This is a genomic window from Tissierella pigra, assembly GCF_018917845.1.
GTDB lineage: Bacteria > Bacillota > Clostridia > Tissierellales > Tissierellaceae > Tissierella > Tissierella pigra.
The window spans coordinates 3,739,774-3,761,519 of sequence record NZ_JAHLPJ010000001.1 but is presented as its reverse complement, the minus strand read 5'-3'; the positions used below and the strand labels follow the sequence as shown (position 1 = coordinate 3,761,519).

Annotated in this window: 19 protein-coding genes and 1 other annotated feature; of the genes, 14 read left to right on the top strand and 5 right to left on the bottom strand. The window is 31.5% G+C overall.

Going from position 1 to position 21,746, the window contains the following annotated elements; all coding sequences use genetic code 11:
- Window positions 1-2 precede the first annotated feature (2 nt).
- The 11 genes from KQI41_RS18215 (at window position 3) to KQI41_RS18165 (ending at window position 11,549) form a co-directional block, all read left to right on the top strand.
- Window positions 3-2,000: a DHH family phosphoesterase gene (locus tag KQI41_RS18215; protein WP_154440062.1), complete on the top strand. Its 1,998-nt coding sequence runs from the start codon at window positions 3-5 to the stop codon at window positions 1,998-2,000.
- Window positions 1,997-2,443 (top strand): 50S ribosomal protein L9, encoded by a 447-nt coding sequence (gene rplI, locus KQI41_RS18210; protein WP_154440061.1) that lies wholly within the window; start codon window positions 1,997-1,999, stop codon window positions 2,441-2,443. The genes KQI41_RS18215 and rplI overlap by 4 nt, the downstream gene beginning before the upstream one ends.
- Window positions 2,444-2,455: 12 nt before the next feature.
- Window positions 2,456-3,787, top strand: a complete 1,332-nt coding sequence (gene dnaB / locus KQI41_RS18205) for a replicative DNA helicase (protein ID WP_154440060.1) — start codon at window positions 2,456-2,458, stop codon at window positions 3,785-3,787.
- Between the two features lie 145 nt (window positions 3,788-3,932).
- Window positions 3,933-4,532, top strand: coding sequence for a GNAT family N-acetyltransferase (locus KQI41_RS18200; protein ID WP_154440059.1), 600 nt, complete (start codon window positions 3,933-3,935; stop codon window positions 4,530-4,532).
- A gap of 11 nt (window positions 4,533-4,543) precedes the next feature.
- Entirely contained in the window at window positions 4,544-5,638 is a 1,095-nt protein-coding gene (locus KQI41_RS18195; RefSeq protein WP_154440058.1) for a DnaD domain-containing protein, read from the top strand.
- 2 nt (window positions 5,639-5,640) lie between these two features.
- A complete protein-coding gene (locus KQI41_RS18190; RefSeq protein WP_154440057.1) occupies window positions 5,641-6,618 on the top strand; it encodes an ATP-binding protein in 978 nt (325 codons plus the stop codon).
- Window positions 6,619-6,658: 40 nt separating this feature from the next.
- Window positions 6,659-7,180, top strand: a complete 522-nt coding sequence (locus KQI41_RS18185) for a transcription repressor NadR (RefSeq protein ID WP_216585881.1) — start codon at window positions 6,659-6,661, stop codon at window positions 7,178-7,180.
- A 61-nt stretch (window positions 7,181-7,241) separates the two neighbouring features.
- Window positions 7,242-8,270 (top strand): PTS sugar transporter subunit IIC, encoded by a 1,029-nt coding sequence (locus tag KQI41_RS18180; protein WP_412034781.1) that lies wholly within the window; start codon window positions 7,242-7,244, stop codon window positions 8,268-8,270.
- Window positions 8,271-8,567: 297 nt separating this feature from the next.
- On the top strand, window positions 8,568-9,359 hold the full coding sequence (locus tag KQI41_RS18175; protein WP_154440056.1) for a TraX family protein: 792 nt from the start codon (window positions 8,568-8,570) through the stop codon (window positions 9,357-9,359).
- 65 nt (window positions 9,360-9,424) lie between these two features.
- The gene (locus tag KQI41_RS18170) at window positions 9,425-10,135 is read left to right on the top strand and encodes a response regulator transcription factor (protein WP_154440055.1); all 711 of its coding nucleotides are present in this window, start codon (window positions 9,425-9,427) and stop codon (window positions 10,133-10,135) included.
- Window position 10,136: 1 nt separating this feature from the next.
- Window positions 10,137-11,549, top strand: a complete 1,413-nt coding sequence (locus KQI41_RS18165; protein ID WP_154440054.1) for a sensor histidine kinase — start codon at window positions 10,137-10,139, stop codon at window positions 11,547-11,549.
- Between the two features lie 95 nt (window positions 11,550-11,644).
- On the opposite strand, the gene KQI41_RS18160 is transcribed toward KQI41_RS18165, so the two are convergent.
- From KQI41_RS18160 to KQI41_RS18140, 5 genes are all read right to left on the bottom strand, one after another.
- Entirely contained in the window at window positions 11,645-13,393 is a 1,749-nt protein-coding gene (locus KQI41_RS18160; RefSeq protein WP_154440053.1) for an ABC transporter ATP-binding protein, read from the bottom strand.
- Between the two features lie 13 nt (window positions 13,394-13,406).
- Window positions 13,407-15,161: an ABC transporter ATP-binding protein gene (locus tag KQI41_RS18155; protein WP_154440052.1), complete on the bottom strand. Its 1,755-nt coding sequence runs from the start codon at window positions 15,159-15,161 to the stop codon at window positions 13,407-13,409.
- A gap of 115 nt (window positions 15,162-15,276) precedes the next feature.
- On the bottom strand, window positions 15,277-16,227 hold the full coding sequence (locus KQI41_RS18150; protein WP_154440051.1) for a helix-turn-helix domain-containing protein: 951 nt from the start codon (window positions 16,225-16,227) through the stop codon (window positions 15,277-15,279).
- Window positions 16,228-16,283: 56 nt separating this feature from the next.
- A complete protein-coding gene (locus KQI41_RS18145; protein WP_154440050.1) occupies window positions 16,284-16,586 on the bottom strand; it encodes an MptD family putative ECF transporter S component in 303 nt (100 codons plus the stop codon).
- On the bottom strand, window positions 16,562-16,954 hold the full coding sequence (locus KQI41_RS18140) for an ATP-binding cassette domain-containing protein (protein WP_154440049.1): 393 nt from the start codon (window positions 16,952-16,954) through the stop codon (window positions 16,562-16,564). The genes KQI41_RS18145 and KQI41_RS18140 overlap by 25 nt, the downstream gene beginning before the upstream one ends.
- A gap of 301 nt (window positions 16,955-17,255) precedes the next feature.
- Window positions 17,256-17,418, top strand: a binding site (T-box leader).
- Between the two features lie 354 nt (window positions 17,419-17,772).
- On the opposite strand from KQI41_RS18140, the gene serS reads away from it, so the two are divergent.
- The 3 genes from serS (at window position 17,773) to KQI41_RS18125 (ending at window position 21,641) form a co-directional block, all read left to right on the top strand.
- A complete protein-coding gene (gene serS / locus KQI41_RS18135) occupies window positions 17,773-19,047 on the top strand; it encodes a serine--tRNA ligase (RefSeq protein ID WP_154440048.1) in 1,275 nt (424 codons plus the stop codon).
- A gap of 126 nt (window positions 19,048-19,173) precedes the next feature.
- Window positions 19,174-20,043 (top strand): DUF1002 domain-containing protein, encoded by an 870-nt coding sequence (locus KQI41_RS18130; protein ID WP_154440047.1) that lies wholly within the window; start codon window positions 19,174-19,176, stop codon window positions 20,041-20,043.
- A 98-nt stretch (window positions 20,044-20,141) separates the two neighbouring features.
- Window positions 20,142-21,641: a M1 family metallopeptidase gene (locus tag KQI41_RS18125; protein WP_154440046.1), complete on the top strand. Its 1,500-nt coding sequence runs from the start codon at window positions 20,142-20,144 to the stop codon at window positions 21,639-21,641.
- Window positions 21,642-21,746 lie beyond the last annotated feature (105 nt).

Below are 21,746 nucleotides of genomic sequence, written 5' to 3'. Positions count from 1 at the left end.
AAATGGATAATAAAAAGATATTGGAATGGTTTGAGAATAATATTTACCTTATAATTATTGGAATTTTAGTTGTAATAGTATCAATTTATCAGCCAATGTTATCAGTAATAGGTATTATTTTATTGGCATATTTAATTTTTCATAGTATAAAAAATACTCATAAACAGGAAAAAGCTTTTAAGAAACACGTAGAGGGATTAGCAGATGAATTTGAATCTGCAACAAAACATGCCATATTTAATATGCCTTTTCCCTTAGTCATGTTAGATGAAAATAGAGGAGTATCATGGTATAATACTCCATTTTTAAAGATGATAAGCGGTGACGATATATTAAATAAGAAGCTAATAGAATTAATTCCAGGAATTAATTTAGATGGTATATTTAAGGAAAATGATCTAAAACCTTTAGATGTAAAATATGAGGATAGAATATATAAGGTATATCCCAATATAGTAGATACAAAGAAAACTAATAGTATTAATAATATGATAGTAATGCTCTATTTTGTTGATAATACCAATTTTGTTAGTTTAGAAGATCAATATAATAGAGAAAGATTAGTATTGGCATTGGCCTATGTAGATAATTATGACGATGTAAAAAACAGTACTCCAGAAGTAAATCGACCTTTAGTAATGGCAGAAATAGATAAAAACATTAACTCATATTTTTCTAAAGATAACGGCGTAGTTAGAAAATATGAAAATGATAAATATCTTATAATAATGGAAAATCAAGGTTTTAAAAATATAGAAAGTAAAAAGTTTGATATATTAGATCAACTGAGAGAATTAAATTTAGGAAATACAATTCCTATTACTTTAAGTATGGGAGTTGGTGCAGGTGGAAATACTCCTTTTGATTCCTATGAAAAGGCAAGAGCTGCCATAGATATTGGACTTGGTAGAGGTGGAGACCAAGCAGTTGTACAAGTTGGCAGTCAACTAAGTTTCTATGGGGGTAAGACAAAGGCAATAGAAAAGAGAAATAAGGTAAAATCAAGAGTTATAGGATATGCCTTAAGACAGCTTATAGACCAAGCAGATAAAGTATTTGTAATGGGACATAAAAATCCAGATATGGATTCCTTTGGTGCAGGTATAGGAATACTACGTTGTGTAAAAGACAGAGATAAAGAAGGTTATTTAGTTTTAAGCGGAGAAAATCCATCTATTAAAAATGTTTATGAAAAGATGGAAAAAGAACAACCTGAATTATTAGAAAGAATTATAACTCCAGAAGTGGCTTTAGAATTAATAAATAATGATTGTCTGATGGTAGTGGTAGATAACCATAAACCTAGCTTTACAGAGGCACCAGAGCTTTTAGATAACACAAATAAAGTAGTAGTAATAGATCACCATAGAAGGGGTGTAGAATTTATAAAAGATCCAGTGCTTACTTATTTGGAACCCTACGCATCTTCTACCTGTGAATTAGTTACAGAGGTATTATCTTATATGAGTGATAAAATCAATTTGACTAAGTTTGAATCTGAGGCTTTAATGGCTGGAATCACTGTAGATACGAAAAACTTCAGCTTCCAAACTGGAGTTAGAACCTTTGAAGCTGCTTCCACATTAAAGAGAGCAGGTGCAGATACTACTGTTGTGAGACAATTATTTAGAGATGATTATAATACATTTATTTATAAAGCAGAAGTAATTAAATCTTCCAGAATCATATTTGATAAAATAGCCATAGGTAGACTTGAAACTCAAATGGATGATTCCCTTTTAATAGCTGCACAGGCTGCAAATGAGCTTTTAAACATAAACGGTGTAGAAGCTTCTTTTGTAATGACCTATGTAAATAATAAGCTTCATATTAGTGGTAGGTCCTTGGGGAATATATCTGTACAACTGATCCTTGAAAAATTAGGAGGAGGAGGCCACTTAACAAGTGCTGGTACTCAGCTAGATATGAATATGGATGAAGGAGAAGCCGTACTTACTGAAACAATAGATAAATTTTTAAGGGAAGGTGAAGAAGAATGAAAGTAATATTAATGAAAGATATAAAGGGTTTGGGAAAAGAAGGAGATTTAGTAAATGCAAAGGATGGTTATGCTAGAAATTTCCTACTGCCAAAAGGTGATGCAATAGAAGCAACTCCAGCTAATCTAAAGAAATGGGAAGAAGAAAAAGCTGAACAGGCTAAGAAAAAGGCAGAAGAACATAAAGAGGCATTGGAACTAAAGGAAAAAATAGAATCTATTACAGTAGTAATTAAGGGTAAATCAGGAGAAGGCGGAAAGTTATTTGGTTCAATTACTTCAAAGGATATAGCTGATGGTTTAAAATCACAGCATAAAATAGATATAGATAGAAGAAAAATAGAATTAAAGGATAATATTAAATCTCTTGGGAATACTCAAGTAGATGTAAGGGTATATGCAGAAGTATTGGCAAAGTTAAATGTTAGTGTAAAAGAACAGTAGTAGGGTGATTAAATGGAAACAGCACTAATTGGACGAGTTCCACCTCATAGCCTAGAAGCTGAACAATCGGTTTTAGGTGCTATGATTTTAAATAAAGAAGCTATAAATACGGCAATAGAAATAATTAGACCTGATGATTTCTATAAAGAAGCTAATAAGGAAATATTTGAATCTATATTGGTATTATTTAATAAAAATGAACCAGTAGATTTAATTACTCTGTCAGAAGAATTAAAAAGACGGGGTACTTTAGAGAATACAGGTGGTGTTACTTATCTTGCAGATATTTCCAGTGGTATAGCAACAACTGCCAATGTAAAATATTACTGTAAAATAGTAGAGGAAAAATCTATTCTTAGAAGATTGATTAATTCTTGTGATAATGTAATAGCACAATCCTATGAGAATTCAGATGAAGTTAATGCCATAATAGAAAAGGCTGAAAAATCTATATTTGATATTACTCAAGGAAGACATAGAGAAGGATTTTCTCCTATTAGTGAAGTCTTATTAGACAGCTTTTCTCAAATAGAAGAAAGAGCAGCAAATAAAGGAACTCTAACTGGACTTACCACCGGATTTATAGATTTGGATAATAAATTATCTGGACTTCAAAAATCGGATTTAGTCTTATTGGCTGCTAGACCTTCCATGGGAAAAACGGCAATATCTGTAAATATAGTAACTAATGCTGCCATAAAGGCAGGAGCAAGTGTAGCAGTATTCTCTTTAGAGATGTCTAAGGAACAGCTAGTACAAAGAATGATTTCTGCCACAGCCCACGTAGATCTTCAAAAGATTATATCAGGAAGACTTGAAGAGGATGAATGGATACAAGTTATAAACTCTATGGGACCTTTGTCTCAGGCAAATGTTTTTATAGATGATACACCGGGTATTTCATTGATGGAAATGAAAGCTAAATGCAGAAGGTTGAAAATAGAAAAAGGGCTAGACCTTGTTATGATAGACTATTTGCAGTTAATGCAATTGGAAGGCAGACAGGAAAGCAGACAGCAGGAGATTTCAGCAATATCTAGAGGTCTAAAGGCTCTAGCTAAGGAAATGGATTGTCCTGTAATAGCTTTATCACAGCTAAGCCGTGCTCCAGAACTAAGAACTGACCATAGACCTATATTATCTGACCTTAGGGAATCTGGAGCCATAGAGCAGGATGCTGACGTGGTACTTTTCCTATATAGGGATGATTATTATAATGAGGATTCAGAGAAAAAAAATATAGGAGAAGTAATTATAGCAAAACATAGAAATGGACCAACTGGAAGTATTGAGTTAGTATTTAAGAAAGAGTTTACTAAGTTTGTCAATATGGTAAGAGAATAGTAAATGCAACTAGCACAGAACAATTAGCAAAGATAATAGGACCAAGGATTACAATAAATGGATTTATTGTAATCCTGTTTTATCTATTACATATTCTTTGGAAAAGCTTTTTAATTAATATATATTGATTAAAGGGGTGATTTTATTGGAGATTAGAGGGGAAAGAGTTATAATAAGAGATTTGCAATTGGAAGATGTTTTTAATATGAAAAATTGGGGAACTCATGAGAATCCTTTAATAGAAGATTATAATTTTCCACCAATGAATGATAAAGAAATAAAATTATGGTATAAAATGAAGACTAATAGGTTATTTAATAAATACTATGGTATATTAAACGAAGATAATAAACTAATAGGATATATGGGTACAAAGGATATAAAAGTCATTAGAAGAGAAGCTACTTTGGGAATAGTACTTGATCCAAACTATGTCAATAAAGGATATGGAACTGAAATTTTAGATACATTTCTAGAATATTATTTTACTGAAATGAAAATGAAAAAGATGATACTAGAAGTGGCAGAATTCAATAAGAGGGCCTATAGAGTATATGAAAAGGTAGGATTCCTTCCTGTAGGATACTATCTTGATGAATTCTTTGACTCTAACTTAAATTTAACAAATCCATATTATTTAGAAGAAAAATCTTCTTTTGTAATAACTAATAAAAAGATATATAATTATATTTACAAAATGGTCTTAAACAAGAAAAGATTTTTTAAGTTAAGGAAAACTATGTAGGAGTTGATAAAATGAGTTTCACTCTTGAAACTACAGATATGGACCTAGGTGATACCCCTATAGAAAATATATTTATAAATGACTTTATGCCTATGGCCAATGGAACTTATGTAAAAGTCTATTTATTGGGATATAAATATGCTCATGATAGAGATGAAAAAATAGAGGTAACTAACCAAACCATAGCTAAACATTTAGAAATACCCTTGGAAGATGTATTAAGGGCTTGGGATTTTTGGGAAAGTAAGGGAATCATAGAAAAGATACAAAATAATGAAGAGAATAAATATAATTATAAAGTAAAGTTTCTAAATTTAAAGCAGTTATACATAAAAAATAATTTGAGTCTATTTGAGACAAAAGAAAACATTATACAAAAACCAAAGACTATTACGCCTCAGGAGTTAATAGATGCAAACCAAATACCAGCCATAAATAAAATGTTTAACCAAATAGATTATATAATTAGAAGACAAACAGTAACCACTGAAAAACAGAAGATACTATCATGGATAGAAAATTATAATATGAATCCAGATGTAATAGAAAAAGCCTTTTTCTACGGAGTAGAGAGAAAGGGAGTTAAGAGTATTAACTATATAGAGGGTATCATAAGAAACTGGTATGATAATGGACTTACAAATATGGAATCCATAATCGAGCATTTTAAAACTCAAGATGAAAAGTATTATAGATACCAAAGAGTAATGAAATCCTTAGGATTAGATAATAGACCTATTTCACAGGGAGAAATGACTGTAATAGATAAATGGTTTGATAAATATAAATATTCCTTAGAAATGGTTTTAAAGGGATGTGAGGCTTCATCTAAGGTGGCAAATCCTAGTATTAACTATATTGATGGAGTAATATCCTCTTGGCATAATAAAGGAATACAAACCTTAGAAGATATAGAAGAAAAGGATAAGCCTAAGGAGAAAAAGGAATATAAAGTAACAAAAGCTCAGCAAAGTAAAAGTATGCCACTTAAAACTAGATTTCATAATTTTGAACAGAGAACAGATAAATATACTTCTGAAGAATTAGAAAATATTGCAAGAAGAAAGAGAGAAGCATATAATCAAAGAGCAAAAGGAGAAGCCTAAAGATGTATAAGGATATATTAAAGGAATTATCAACTGAATATGAGAGAAAAAGAGATAGACAAATATATGAACAAAGAATGAGAAAAGAAAATGTCTATAAAAAGATACCTGCCATTAGAAGAATTGATGAGGACATATTTAAGGCAGGACTTTCCATGTCTAAATATATAATAGGTAATCCTGATAAATATATGGAAGCAGTAGAAGAAGCTAAGGGAACCATAGAAAAGCTAAAAATGGAAAAGGCATATCTATTAACAGAATCCAATATTCCAGTAGATTATATGGATATAAAATATGAATGTAATACATGCAATGATACTGGATATTTAGATAGCGGGAGTCAATGTAACTGTTTAAGACAGGCTTTAGTCTCTAGGGCATATAAAATGTCAAATATAGAAAACTCCTTAGAAGCAGAAAACTTTAAGACCTTTAATATTAATGTATTTAGCAGTGAACCTTTTGGAAATGAAAATATGACGCCTAGAGAAAATATGCAGGATATAGTAAGTATTGCAGAAGGATTTATTAGTAACTTCAATGAAAACAATGGAGATAACTTACTTTTCTATGGAACTACAGGTCTAGGAAAAACCTTTCTCTGTAGCTGTATAGCCAAATCTCTCTTAGATAAAAATAAAATAGTTATATATCAGACTGCATTTACGATACTTGAAATAATAGAAGGACATAGATTTAAAAGGGATACAAAAGCAAATGACTATGAATACAACTCTCTATTTGACGCAGACTTATTAATAATTGATGATTTAGGTACTGAAGTATCTAATACTTTTACAAATGCAGAGATTTTCAATATAGTAAATACAAGAATAATAGGAGGCAAAAAGACTATAATATCTACTAATTTGACTCCAAAGGAAATATCAGAAATATATACAGACAGAATATTTTCTAGAATATTAGACAAGTTTATTCCATTGAAGTTTTATGGACCAGATTTAAGGTGGGAATAATATTTAGTAAATAATAAATAGTGAATCAGGGGGTGAGATAGTGGATGCAGGTGAAAGAAGACAGGAAATAATTAATATATTGAACAAATCAAAGGATCCAGTAAAAGGTACAGAATTAGCTGAAAAACTACAAGTAAGCAGACAAGTAATAGTTCAAGATATTGCAATATTACGGGCAAAAGGGGAAAATATATTTGCCACACCTCAAGGATACTTGATGCCTAGAATTTATGAAAAAGATAGGCTAATAAAAACTATAGTGTGTAATCATAAAAATAATGAAGAATTAGAAGATGAATTAAGAACTATAGTGGATTTAGGTGGAAAGGTTATAGATGTAATAGTAGAGCATCCTTTATATGGAGAAATAAAGTCCCAACTACAAATAGGGTCTAGACATGATTTAATGCTATTTATGGATAATTTAAAGACAACTAAAGCGGAGCCCTTATCCTCACTGACAGACGGTGTTCATTTACATACTATAGAAGTAAATAGTGAAGAAATATTTCATAAGATAAAAGAAGCACTTTCAAAGAAAAAATACTTGATAAAAGAGTAATGAGATGATATATTTATATCTATAGCTGACAAGACAACTGTAAATATAACTTAACTCGGAGGTGTGGAAAATAGCAAAATCACAAGGGAGTATAAGAGATTATTTTGTTAAGATATTAAATGGCATGGCTTTAGGACTTTTTTCATCTTTACTTATTGGACTTATAATCAAACAGTTAGGTACATTGTTTAATATGGAAGCTCTTATTTTATTTGGCTCAATAGCACAAAAATTAATGGGACCAGCCATAGGTGCAGGAGTAGCCTATAGTGTAGGTGCTCCGCCTTTGGGAATATTTGCTTCAGTAGTTACAGGGGCCATAGGTGCAGGAAGTATTACTTTTGATGGAGCTATAACAATTATCAATACAGGAGAGCCTGTAGGTGCCTTTGTAGCAGCTTTAATAGGGGCAGAGTTTTCTAAGTTAATTAGTGGTAAAACTAAGGTAGATATAGTATTAGTTCCTCTGTCTACCATTATAGTAGGTGGGTTTGTAGGAACTCATATAGGTCCATATATGACCACAATAATGAATTTCTTTGGTAATATAGTAAATACAGCAACAGAAATGCACCCAATTCCCATGGGAATAATAGTATCAGTAGTTATGGGAATAGTTTTAACACTACCAATAAGCTCGGCAGCTTTAGCAATATCCTTAGGTCTTTCAGGTCTTGCAGCAGGAGCCAGTACAATAGGGTGTGCAGCAAATATGATAGGATTTGCAGTAGCTTCCTATAGAGAAAATGGATTTGGAGGATTTATAGCTCAAGGCTTAGGCACTTCTATGCTTCAAGTTCCCAATATAGTAAAAAATCCTCTAATATGGATACCTGCCATAGTATCATCGGCAATACTTGGACCTATATCTACTCAATTTTTAAAAATGGAAGGAAATAGTATAGGGGCAGGTATGGGGACCAGTGGATTAGTAGGTCAATTTGCTACTATAGACGTAATGGGTGGAAACCCTAAAACTTTAATTCTAATTCTTATGATGCACTTTATTTTACCAGGACTAATATCCTTCATAGTATCAGAATGGATGAGAAAAAAAGGATTTATAAAATTTGGAGATATGAAGCTTTAAACTTTCTGAATATATTGTTTTAATAAACTCCTATGGGGTATATAAAAGGCAGGAGGACAAACCTCCTAACTAAGGATAAAATAATTACAGAACAAAAGATAAGAATATCCATTAAAAAATCTAAATTTAGATTTTTTAATGGATATTTGCATTTTGCTATAAAAGTTTAGTAAAAGTCAGTACTTTTACTAGTTCTACTGAAACTAGAGAATTAAGGTTTAATTAAGGTTTCTGTTAATAAGGTTTAAACTTGATTTGTTATACTCATAATGAAAATAAAAAAATGAGGTGAACAATATGTTTAAAAAAGGATTAACAGGATTTCAAATAAAGCTCATTGCACTTTTTCTAATGATTTTTGATCATGTGCATTACTTTTTTTCGTTTACTAATAAGATACCTTTATGGTTTACATGGACAGGGCGTGTGGTAGCTCCAATATTTATTTTCATGACTGTGGAAGGGTTTATCCATACACGAAGTCGTGTTAAATATATGGGTAGACTTTATATGGGATCATTGATAATGGTTCTTGGAAATCAATGGATTTCAAGATGGTTTCCACGTGGTGATGACGCAGCTCTTATGACAAATATTTTTGCAACTCTCTTTTTAATTACTGTTTATTTAACCATAATCGAATACCTAAAAAAAGGTATTAAAGAAAGACGCATCATGTCTGTAGTGCTGGGAATTTTAGGATTGGTATTGCCTGTTGCCATTGGTATACTTATGATGATGAACCTTCATGTGCCAGGGATGATTCATGCAATTTTTCTATTACCAACCCCAATGTTTGTTGAAGGTGGTCCAGTATTTATAGCATTGGGAATATTGTTTTATTTAACACGTGATAAAAAAAGACTTCAATTGATTTTATATGCTTTAGTGTCTATTGCTTTAATGCCTTGGCAGAACTTCTCCTTACAAGGGATATTCTATGATAATTTCCAATGGATGATGATAGGAGCATTACCTTTCTTAGCACTTTATAATGGTCAAAGGGGTAAGGGTATGAAATATTTATTTTATGTGTTTTATCCACTTCACATTTATGTTTTATACGTTTTATCTACCTTTTTCGCGTAAATCACTTATCATGTGGTGACGAAATTGGGTATACTATACCTATATCAATAATAAGGAGCGGTATTATGGATGTGCTATTTAATAAAAAGATACTTGTTGTAGATGATGAAGTTGAGTTGCTAGAGATAATTGAACATGCCTTAAAACTAGAAGGTTTCACTAATGTTAAAACCACAAATACAGGTGTTAAAGCTTTGGAAGAATTTCATAGTTGGCAACCAGATATGGTGATTTTAGATGTAATGTTACCTGATGTCCAAGGACATAATCTGTGTAAGACCATAAGAGAGACTTCACAGATTCCCATTATTTTTGTATCTGCAAAAACAGAAGAAGTGGACCGAATTGTAGGATTTGCAATAGGAGCAGATGATTATGTAACAAAGCCATTTAGTCCAAAAGAACTTGCATATCGAGTAAAAGCACATTTGAAACGCTCAGAATCTACATCTGATCCACAGGATATTGAAACTATCTATTTTGGGCCATTTAGGATGATTCCTTTAAAAGGCGAACTTTTTAAGGAAGATGAAGAACTTGTGCTACAGCCAAAAGCCTATAAGTTATTGGAATATTTTGCAAGACATCCTAATTTGATTTTAAGTAAGGAGCATTTATGTGGTGCAGTCTGGGGAGAGGATTATATTGGCTTTGATAACACGATTATGGTACACATTCGAAGAATAAGAGAGCAAATCGAAGTAGACCCATCAAATCCAGAGTATTTAATAACGGTAAAAGGGCTTGGCTATAAGCTAGTAGTAAAGGACAAATAATATGAGATTACATTTAACCTTCAAATATTTGATAAGTATTATTATGGTTATTATTGTAGTGGGATTGGTCAACGGCCTTATGGCTTTTGGCCTATTTCATTTTGGGCCTAGGGAATCTTATTCCTATGGAATTGCCAATGAACGCTATATTAGTCCAGAAGATTATGTCAGACAGTTTTTTAAGCATATTAGCTTAGAGGAAGGACAATTTTCCTTAGATAAAAATGCAGAGCGTTCTTTAATCCAAAACCATGCTTGGATTCAGATACTTAGTACAGATTATAAGGTAAATTTTCAATTCAATGGGAATGAAGAGCTTCCGCAGATATACACCCCAATGACTTTAGTGCATAATTATAAATACGCCAATCCAGATACAATCTTTGTAAGTGAGGTGTCTTTTGGAGAAGAGACCTATACCTATTTAATAGGTATGCCATATAAAGATATTCAAAGGACGTTTTTTACCTTCAATAAAACTTACTTTGCCAGTATTATAGGTGGACTTGTGCTGCTGGTTTTTGCTGTGGACCTAATTTTAGGATTGCTATTTGGTATGGGTTTTAGTAGAGGCCTAACAAAGCCAGTAGGAGAAATGATTAAAAGTATAGAGGATTTGACTGAGGGAGGTTACAATCAAGTTCTGCCAACAAAGGGGTTATACGGATCGGTTTTTTCTAATATCAATAAATTATCGGATCAACTACAAGCCAATGAAAAAGAACGTGTTGCCATAGATACTATGCGAGAAAACTGGATTTCTAATATATCACATGATATAAAAACGCCACTGGCGTCTATTCGTGGATATGGAGAATTGCTTCGTAGTGATGAAAGAATTTCAGTAGAGAATATACATCGTTATGCAAAAGTTATTGAGGATAAGGCACTTTATATCTCAAACTTAGTAGATGATTTAAATCTAAGTACGAGACTGGAAAGTGGATATTTAGTGTTAAATTTACAGACAGTAAATCTGGTAACTTTGTTAAGAGATATTATTATTGATGTGCTTAACGGTGTAGATATGTCTAATGTTCATCTGGATTGGTATTGTGATGAAACACAGATTTTATGTCAGCTTGATCCTGTACTTTTTAGACGAGCCATAAATAACATTCTATACAATGCTATTACTCATAATGATAGATCAGTGAATATTAAGGTGAAATTAACTTATGAGGAAAATAAAATTTATATATATGTGGATGATGATGGTAAGGGAATCTCACCAGAGGATCTACCATATATTTTCAATAGACATTATCGAGGTACAAATACTTCTAATACAGTTGAAGGAACAGGTCTAGGTATGGCTATAACTAAGCAGATTATAAAAGTCCACGGAGGCGAAATTGGTGTAGAAAGTAAGCTAGGAACTGGCACGTGTTTTAGGATTATTCTTCCTAATTAAAGTATTATACCCCTATCTTATTTCTCAAAATACAAGATAGGGATATAATATTATTATTAACTATATTTTCAAGGTTTTAAAACTAAAAGAATCAATTATGCAATTATCCATCCTTCTGCTTTCTCACGAATTTCAATAAAACGCTTATAAATACCTGCTTCTTCTATTAAATCCATATGAGTACCTCTTTGTACAATTTGTCCATTATCTACTACAATTATTTGATCTGCATTTTGAATAGTAGCTAAACGATGAGCTATGGTGATAATAGTTTTTCCATGTACTAAGGCACTAATAGCTTGCTGAATGAAATGCTCATTTTCTGGGTCAATACTGGCTGTAGCTTCATCTAATATGACTATTGGAGCATCCTTTAACATGGCCCTTGCAATAGATATTCTTTGTTTTTCACCGCCAGAGAGGGTAGAACCACCATCTCCTATGATAGTATTATAGCCTTGAGGAAGGTTCATGATAAATTCATGACAGCATGCTTTCTTTGCTGTTTCTACAATTTCATCGAAGTTAGCTTCTGGCTTTCCAAATTTAATATTATTTAGAATAGTATCATGAAATAAATATACATTTTGGAATACCATGCTGATATTTTTTAATAAACTATCACAAGTCATCTCTCTAATATCTACATTTCCTATTTTAATACTTCCTTCATTTACATCATAAAACCTGGAAATCAAATTACATATGGTTGTTTTACCACTGCCAGATGGACCAACGATAGCAGTAGTTGTATTTTGTGGAATTTGGAATGATACATTGCTTAAGACATTTTTGTTATTGTAAGCAAAGGTTACATTTTGAAATTCAATGTTATAATTATTCAAAGAAATATCCTTACCATCATAATCAATAAATTCTGCATTTTCAATGGGCTCCAATTTATTAAAAGTAGCATCTATGATTTTTAGAACATGGGCTGCATTATTGATGGTTTCTACATTGCCAAAGATAACAAAAGAGAAGATAATCATCATTAGCATAGTTGGTATATCCATAGTTTCCTTTATGGCAAAAATAGAAGAAATGGCTATAATACATACAGATGCAGTTTTTAACACAAAATGATGCATAGTATTATATGGAACGTAATTCTTTTCAATTTTAAGATTAATATCCTTACTGGATTTATAAGCATTACGAATCCCATCTATTGAAACACCTTCCTGTTTAAAGGCCTTTACTACAGGCATTCCCCTAATATATTCAATAGTTGCATTGATCATAGTATCTTGTGCTTTTTGATGAATAGGAGCATTCTGATTACTTTTATTTCCTAAAAGTTTCAGGAATACTGCAGATAATACTATTCCTATTACAGCAGTTATTGCAATCCATATATTGTAAAATCCCATACATAATACCATGGTAAAAGCACTGATATATCCATTTACTACTGTATCAATCATTTTCATTCCGTGCATCTCAATGAAGGATAAATCTGTTGTAACAGCTGAAGTTAGTTCTCCAGTATTATTATTGCTGAAAAATCCAAGGGATACTCTTTTCAGTCTATTTCCGATTTTAGTTCTTTCTTCTGCTGAGACCTCATATCCAACACTTTCTTGTGTTTTAGCACGAAGATAGGAAAATAAAAATCTTCCTAGGACAGCAAATATCATATATATAGTTAGTAGGATAATTTCTTTACTAGCCAATGGTTTTTTTCCAGATATATCTTCTAATATCAGATTTAATCCATAAGCTGTTGCCATAATAGGCATTGCAGTAAACATAGTGTGTATAAAAGAATAAACAAACCCAATATATAATCTCTTTTTACGCATACCTGTCCATGCTATTATCCTTTTTATTGACCTAAACATATTACACTCCCCCTTATTCTTGATTTACTGCCCATAGTTTCGCCCCAATATGTGCTGTCCACATATCTTTATAAAGGCCTTCTTTTTTTAATAACTCTTCATGGGTGCCTTTACTTTGGATTTTTCCTTTTTGTAGAACAATAATTTGATCTGAATTTTTTATAGTAGATAATCTATGGGCAATTACTAACAATGTTTTTCCTTTCGTAAGTGCTGCAATGGATTTCTGGATTTTATCTTCATTTTCCGGATCAGTAAAAGCCGTTGCTTCATCAAGAATTATGATTGGAGCATCTTTTAATATTGCTCGAGCTATGACAATTCGTTGCTTTTCTCCACCAGACAGTCTTCCACCAGCTTCACCAGCACTGGTATTATATCCCTTTTCAAAATTGGAGATAAATTCATCACAACATGCAGATTTGGCTGCTTGCAAAACTTCCTCATCAGTTGCTTTTGGATTGCCTAAGCGAATATTTTCAAGTAATGAACAGTTAAACAAGAAATTATCCTGTGTAACAAAACTGACCATATCACATAGTTGACTTAGAGGTATTTCTTTTATATTTGTATTACCTATTTTTATTTCACCTTCATTTACATCCCAAAAACGAGCAATCAATCTTGCTATGGTAGATTTACCACTACCAGATGGGCCTACTAATGCTGTAAAGCTTCCTTGTGGAATCTTTAAACTTAGATTTGATAACACCTCGTTGTTATCTGTACTGTCATAGGAAAACGAAACATTATTTAATTCAATATCATATTCTTTAATAGAAACTAACTTATCTGCATTTTCCAGTTTTGTTAGATTAAGTAGACTATTGGCATCTCTTACAGCATATTCAATAGATTTTAAGTCATTAATGAATACTGTAAAACTTGTTAGTGGTCCTATAATTCCTAGAGATAAAATCATACACATAGTAAGCTCTGCCGGGCTTAAACTTCCCTGTTTGTAAAGAAACATTCCTATAGGTAATGTGCCGAGTAAAGTGGAGGGTAGAACAGCTCCGCCAAAATTCATTAATTTCCATGTACTCCTAAACCAGTCCAAGGTGTACTCTTTGAAAGAGTGTATGGCTTTTTCAAACTTTTCATATGAAGTTGTAGACTGATTAAATGTTTTAATAACCTCTATTCCTTCTACATACTCTACAATGACTCCATTGACATAGGCGCTAGCTTCCATATAATCATTATATTTTTCATTGAAGTTTCGCATCATAAAACCATATGCAATAAATGAAATGGGAACTGTTATAATTGATGCTAATGCCATACGCCAATTTATTACAAAAAGATAAATGAAAACGCAAATTGGTAATAAAAGATTTGAAAATCCTTCTGGGATTAAATGTGCTAGAGGGAGTTCAATTGTTTCTACTCTGTCTATTATAATACTTTTTAAATTTCCCACTGTTTGATTTAATACTGTACCTAGAGGTGCATACATTAATCTATCTGCCATGGACATTCTCATTTCCTCTAAAATTGTATAAGCAGAAATATGTGATAATGTAGTTGAAAAGCCGTGGAATAACAATTTAATTACATATCCTAAGAGACAAATAGATGTCCAAAATAATATATTATTTACAGACTGTTTTCCTTCAAAAAAGAGAATGATTATCTGATATACTCCAAAATAAGGGATTATACCTCCAGCCACACTAATAACTTCTAAAAAAATAGAAAAAATTAATTTTCTCTTACATGGTTCTGCGAATTTCATAACGGTTTTTAACCAAGATTCTTTATTCATAATGCTCTCCTTTCTAAAATTAAAGTTCATATAATTGGGAATAGTTATTTAACTATTCCCAATTATATTTTATATTTAGCAACCTATCTACTCTAATGAGTCCATGATACTCCATTTAGACAATGGAATTTCTATACTCCTTTGGTGATTTTCCTATAACGGATCTAAAGGCTGATGCAAATTTACTGGAATTATCATATCCAACTTTATGTGCTATTTCAGAAATATTTTCCTTAGTTTGTCTTAACATAATTGCAGCCTTGTTCATACGATATACTCTTATATAAGAATATATTGAAGTCCCGTATACTCCCTTAAAACATAATTTCATTGAGGTTAAAGGAATATTAAACTTTTCTGAAAGCTCGTCTAATGTATAATGATCCTCTAAATTTGTGGTAATAAGTTCCTGAATTGCCTTTACCTTTTCAACTTGAGTTTTATAATAGTATGGTCTTTTATCAAAGTTTTTGGGAATCTCTAAAATGCTTAGATGAAGTAGTAGTTCTAAAATCTTTATTTTCAAGTAATCATCTTTTATCTTATTAGGTATTGTATAGAGCTCCAAAAATATATGTGCTATTACCTTATCTGCTTGAATAATAAAAGGTCTATTTAACATAAAAAACTTTTTACTTAAAGCAGCTAGATCAATAGAAAATCCTCCATATAGTTTTACAACTTCCTCTGCTTCTTCAATATGAAATACTAATGATATTCCATGGTAATGATTCAGAGGAAATCCAAAGTTTTGAATATGGTTTTCTCGATGGTTTATCTGTAAATCACCAGCTTTCATGTATACATAGGTATCGTTGTCCAATTTCCATTCCATTCTTCCCTCCCGACAGAAATCGATGCAAAGGAAATTAGCCTTTGTATGAAATTGAGAGGAACAACTTTCCATGTGAAAATCATTATATATTAAAATAATTCCTGGAAATACTTTTATTGCTGTCATAATGCCATCACCAGACTTATCTTTCATTCGATAAATTGTACAATCTTCACTTTGAGAAAAAGTGGTGATATTGTCACCTAAAAAGGTTTTTTCTTCCCATGACATTTTATACACTCCTTTCCGTTTCACATCCTATCTTTATTGTGCAATTATCCCTTATTTTATACAATTCCAGCCTTTTTAAAGTGCTTATGAAGTAATTTTTTACCCATAAACATCCTAAAATGGAAGCAATGACTGTTATAATACATAAGATAATCATTAAACTTGGGTTCATAATTTCTAAACATTGCTGAACAATAGGTAATGTACCTGTAGTTTTTATACAATGCTATGTAGACATCTTGCATATATACAAATGGAATATATTCACCAAGGGCATAGCCTAGCATAATAGAAGAAAATCCAAATACAGCTGCTATAAATTTATTTCTTCCTATTAAATTAAAAAGTAGCTCTCCCACAAATCCTCCTCTAAAACATAGACTTTTACTCCTAATGAATAAACAGAGGCTAAAGCAACTTTTTGTTTTTCGCCACTAGATAAATCAAAAGGTTTTCTTCCCATTAATGGTGAAAACTTTAGTCTATCTACTGTTTCAGAAATGTTTCTTTGCATTTTATCTGTAGAAACACCATGGTTTTCACTTGGAAAGGAAATTTCTGTTTTTACATGTAGGGTAAAGAATTGTGAACGTGGGTCTTGAAAGACAGAACCTACTTTATATGATCTTTCTTTTATTGATTCACTAGTTATGTTTTGATTACATATAGTTCCCTTCCCTTTTAATTCTCCCTGCTCTATGATCAGGTTTTGTGGACTTAAATTCAAGTGGTTTATCCATAAAAGATTAAATCACGTCCTTTTAAAATAGTATTTATCCTTTGGAAGTTAGTATCGGCTAACTATAAGATAGAAGTAGATAATATCATATACTAAATAGTCTAATATAGATTTGTGAGATTGTCTGCTCTATAAAGACCGTTATACTCCATTTAGACAAATATATAATAGAAATAAGTTAAAAGTTTATAGATTTTTATCAAGATATATCTGGTCAAATTTTATTTTTATTATAAATTAAAAAAACCTTGACAATTGCAAATATTGTGTTATAATATCTATAATTAAATACTAGGCAAAGAAGGGAAATAGTAAGTATATAGCTTTTTAAGAGAGCCAATGGTTGGTGAGAATTGGCAAAGCAAAATATTGAATCCGTCCCAGAGTCTATGAATTTCGAGTGAGCCTTCGGGCTAACTAGGGTGGCAACGCGGGTAACTCTCGTCCCTAATATTTATTAGGGATCGAGAGTTTTTTTATGACCTAACTTAGCGAACGACAGTGAGCTTTAGTAGGTCAAACGCAATGAGAACCAAATCTATATGAGCGTAGCGAGTGAATAGATTTGAGTTTCGAAACTGCGGCAAATGACCTAATACAGCGAACGACAGTGAGCTGATGTAGGTCAAACGCACCTACGCTGTCCGTTTTGTCTGCAATTCGCTATCGCTCATTGGACAAAAAGGCAATGAGAACCAAATCTATATGAGTGTAGCGAGTAAATGAATTTGAGTTGCGAAACCGTGGCAAATGACCTAACCCGATTTGTGTTTTGGGACTGTGGAAAATTTAAGGAGGAAAGAATCATGTTAGATATTCGAAGAATCAGATCAAATCCAGAAGAAGTAATAAAAGCCTTAGGAAAAAGAAAAGGAGAATTTCCTATTGATAAAGTTTTAGAATTAGACGAAACTAGAAGAAATATTCTTGTAGAAGTAGAAGAAATGAAGGCAAGACAAAATTCAGTATCAAAGGAAATACCTAAACTGAAAAAAGAAGGAAAAGACCCAGCACCTATTTTTGCTGAAATGAAGGAGTTGTCAGAGAAAATAAAGGATCTAGATGTAAAAGTAAAGGAAATAGATGAGGATTTAAGAAATACTTTACTTCAAATACCAAATACACCTAATGAAGCTGTAATAGAAGGTAAAGATGATACAGATAATGTGGAAGTAAGAAAGTTTGGAGAACCAAAGGATTTTACATTTGAAGCAAAGGCACATTGGGATATAGGTACAGACTTAAATATATTGGACTTTGAAAATGCTACAAAGATTACAGGAGCTAGATTTACAGTTTTTAGAGGTTTAGGTGCAAGACTTGAAAGAGCCATTACACAATTTATGTTGGATTTGCATACAACAGAACATGGGTTTACTGAAATGGCTGTTCCATTTATGGTAAATAGAGATAGTATGACAGGTACAGGTCAATTGCCAAAGTTTGAAGAAGATATGTTCCATCTACCTACTAAAGACTACTTCCTTATACCAACAGCAGAAGTTCCCCTTACAAACCTTCTTAGGGATGAAATATTAAATGAAAAGGATTTACCAATATACTATACAGCATATACTCCTTGTTTTAGACAGGAAGCAGGGGCAGCAGGAAGGGATACAAGAGGGCTTATTAGAAACCACCAATTTGATAAGGTTGAATTAGTTAAGTTTGTAAGTCCAGAAAATTCCTATGAAGAATTGGAAAAGCTAACTTTAAGTGCAGAAGAAGTATTAAAGAGACTTAATATACCTTATAGAGTAGTAGCTTTATGTAGCGGAGACTTAGGCTTCTCATCTGCAAAGACTTATGATATAGAAGTATGGATGCCTTCATATGGCAGATATGTAGAGATTTCAAGCTGTAGTAACTTTGAGGATTTTCAAGCAAGACGTGCAAACATTAGATATAGAAAAGAAGAAACAGGAAAAGTTGAGTTTGTTCATACTCTAAATGGCTCAGGGTTAGCTGTAGGCAGAACCTTTGCAGCAATTTTAGAAAATTATCAAGAAGAAAATGGAACAGTAATAATTCCAGAAGCACTAAGGCCATATATGGGAGGATTGGAGAAAATAGAGAAGTAAATTCTATAATAAGGAACTAGATGAAACTCATTCTAGTTCCTTATTATTGCTTTTTATTATACAATAAGAGACTAAAAGGGGATTATATGATAAAATAGAGAAAAAGTATTTTAGAGAGGTGGTAAAATGAAAAATAAAAAATTAATAATGAATATAACAATAATTTTATCTTTTATTTTTATATTTAATGCTTTTGCCTATGGTGATAGCACAAAGGTTGTTACATTGGGGAAAAACTTAAATGAAGACCAACGAAAACAAATGTTGAATCTTTTTAATGTAAATAAAAATGAAGCTACTATAATAGAAGTTAATAATGAAGAAGAAAGAAAATACTTAGAAGGAGTAGCAAGTGAAGGACAACTGGGAAAGATAACCATATCATCCTCCTATGTAGAATTATTGGAAGAAGGTTCTGGTATAGATGTACAAACATATAATATCTCTTGGGCAACAGAAGAAATGTACCGCAGTGCACTTATTACAGCAGGTGTAAAAGATGCAAAGGTTATAGCTGCGGCTCCTTATCCAGTTTCAGGAACAGGAGCTTTGACTGGTATACTAAAAGCCTTTGAACAGGCAGCAGGTATAGAAATAAGTGAAGAACAAAAGAAAGTAGCTAATGAAGAAATTATTCAAACAGGAGAATTAGGAGAGGTCATAGGTAAAGAAAAAGCCAGTGAACTAATAAGAGAGGTCAAAGAAAAGGTTATAGAGAAAAATGTAAAGACTCCAGAAGAAATAAAAAAGATTATTATTGAAATTGCTGGAAAATTAGATATAAATCTAAATACTAATCAAATAAAAGATATTGCAAAGTTAATGGAAAAAATAAGTAAACTAGATTTAAATACAGAACAAATTAAAGAACAATTAAAAGGTATTGGTCAAAAACTTGATGAAACATTAAAAAATAATGAAGAAGTGAAATCATTGCTTCAGAAAATACTAGATGCTATAAAAGAGTTTTTTAATTCTTTGTTTAAAAGAAAATAATTTTAAAACCACTGGAAATTCTATACTTTTCAGTGGTTTTGAAATTATTATTGATAAAATTTCTCCATATAGTTAATATTAATATATGGAGGTGTATTATGAAAAAATTTAGATTATTCGTTATACTTTTAGTATTTATATTATTGGTATCAGGATGTAGGCAGGAAAGCGGTAAATTAAATCAAGACACAATAGTTATTAAGAACTTAAATGGAGTAAAAGAATCTACCATAAATAAATATAAAATAGATGTGGATTTAGATACTGAGTCCATGACATACAAAGGGAAACAAACCCTTATGTATACAAATAATACAGATGTAGATTTAGAGGAAGTTTATTTTCACCTATATCCTAATGCCTTTAAGACATTGGAAAATGCACCAATTTTATTTAATTTAGGACAAAATACTAACTCCTTAGATTATAGGGAAGGCTTGATAGATATAAAGAAAGTAAGCTCAGGAAATAAGGATTTAGAATGGAATATACATAGTATAGATACTATTCTCCATGTAAAACTCAACGAAACATTAAAGAAAGGTGAATCGACTGAAATTTATTTAGAATATAATGTAAAATTGCCTACTACAAAGGATAGATTTGGATACCATGATAAGGGAATAAATCTTGGAAACTGGTATCCCATAGTATGTGTATATGATGAAAATGGATGGAACCTAGACTTATACTATAAAGTAGGAGACCCTTTCTATAGTGAGGTATCTGATTATGATGTGACTATAACAGTACCTAAAGAAGTAGTAGTTGCTTCCAGTGGGAAAATCTTATCAGAGAAGGTAAATAAAAATAAAAAGACTTACAAAATAGAAGGGAAATTAATAAGAGATTTTGCCTGGGCTGCAAGCAAAGACTTTGTAGTGAAGGAAAAGAAAGTAGAAGGTACAATCGTTAAGGTTTACTCAATAAATAATAATTCACATATGATAGATAAAACCTTAGAAATAGGGGAACAATCTTTATTGACTTTTAATAGAATCTTTGGTGAATATCCTTATGGTGTATATTCCATAGTAAATACTGAGTTTCCTTCTGGTATGGAGTATCCAGGTATAGTTTTTATATCTAATGACTATTTTTATAAACATTTAACAAATATATTGGAAAAGGTCATAGTCCATGAAACTGCACATCAGTGGTGGTACGGTTTAGTGGGAAACAATCAAGTTAAAGAAGCTTGGTTAGATGAAAGTTTAGCCACATATTCAGAACTGATATATGTAAATGAAACTAGGGGAGAAGAAGAAGCTAGAAATTATTATAATGAAAATATTAGATTAGGTTATGAATATGGAGCTCAATATAGGAACATAGGAAATGAAGTAGTGAATAAACCTTTAGATGAATTTGCAGGATGGGATGATTATTCTATTTTAGTATATCTAAGGGGAGCAATGTTCATAGATAGAATAAAAAATGATTTTGGAGAAGAAGCTCTATACGAGATACTTAATAAATATTATGAAAGACATAAATTTCATATAGCAACTACTGAAGATTTTATTAAGGTCTGTGAAGAAGTAACAAAAACTTCCTTTGAACCATTAGTAAAGGAATATCTAAATGGAAATAAATAGATAAGGCAGAGAATATCCATATTCTCTGCCTTATCTATTTATTATATATTTCTAGCAAGTATATGAGAAATATATAATACATTATATAAATATAGATATATTTTT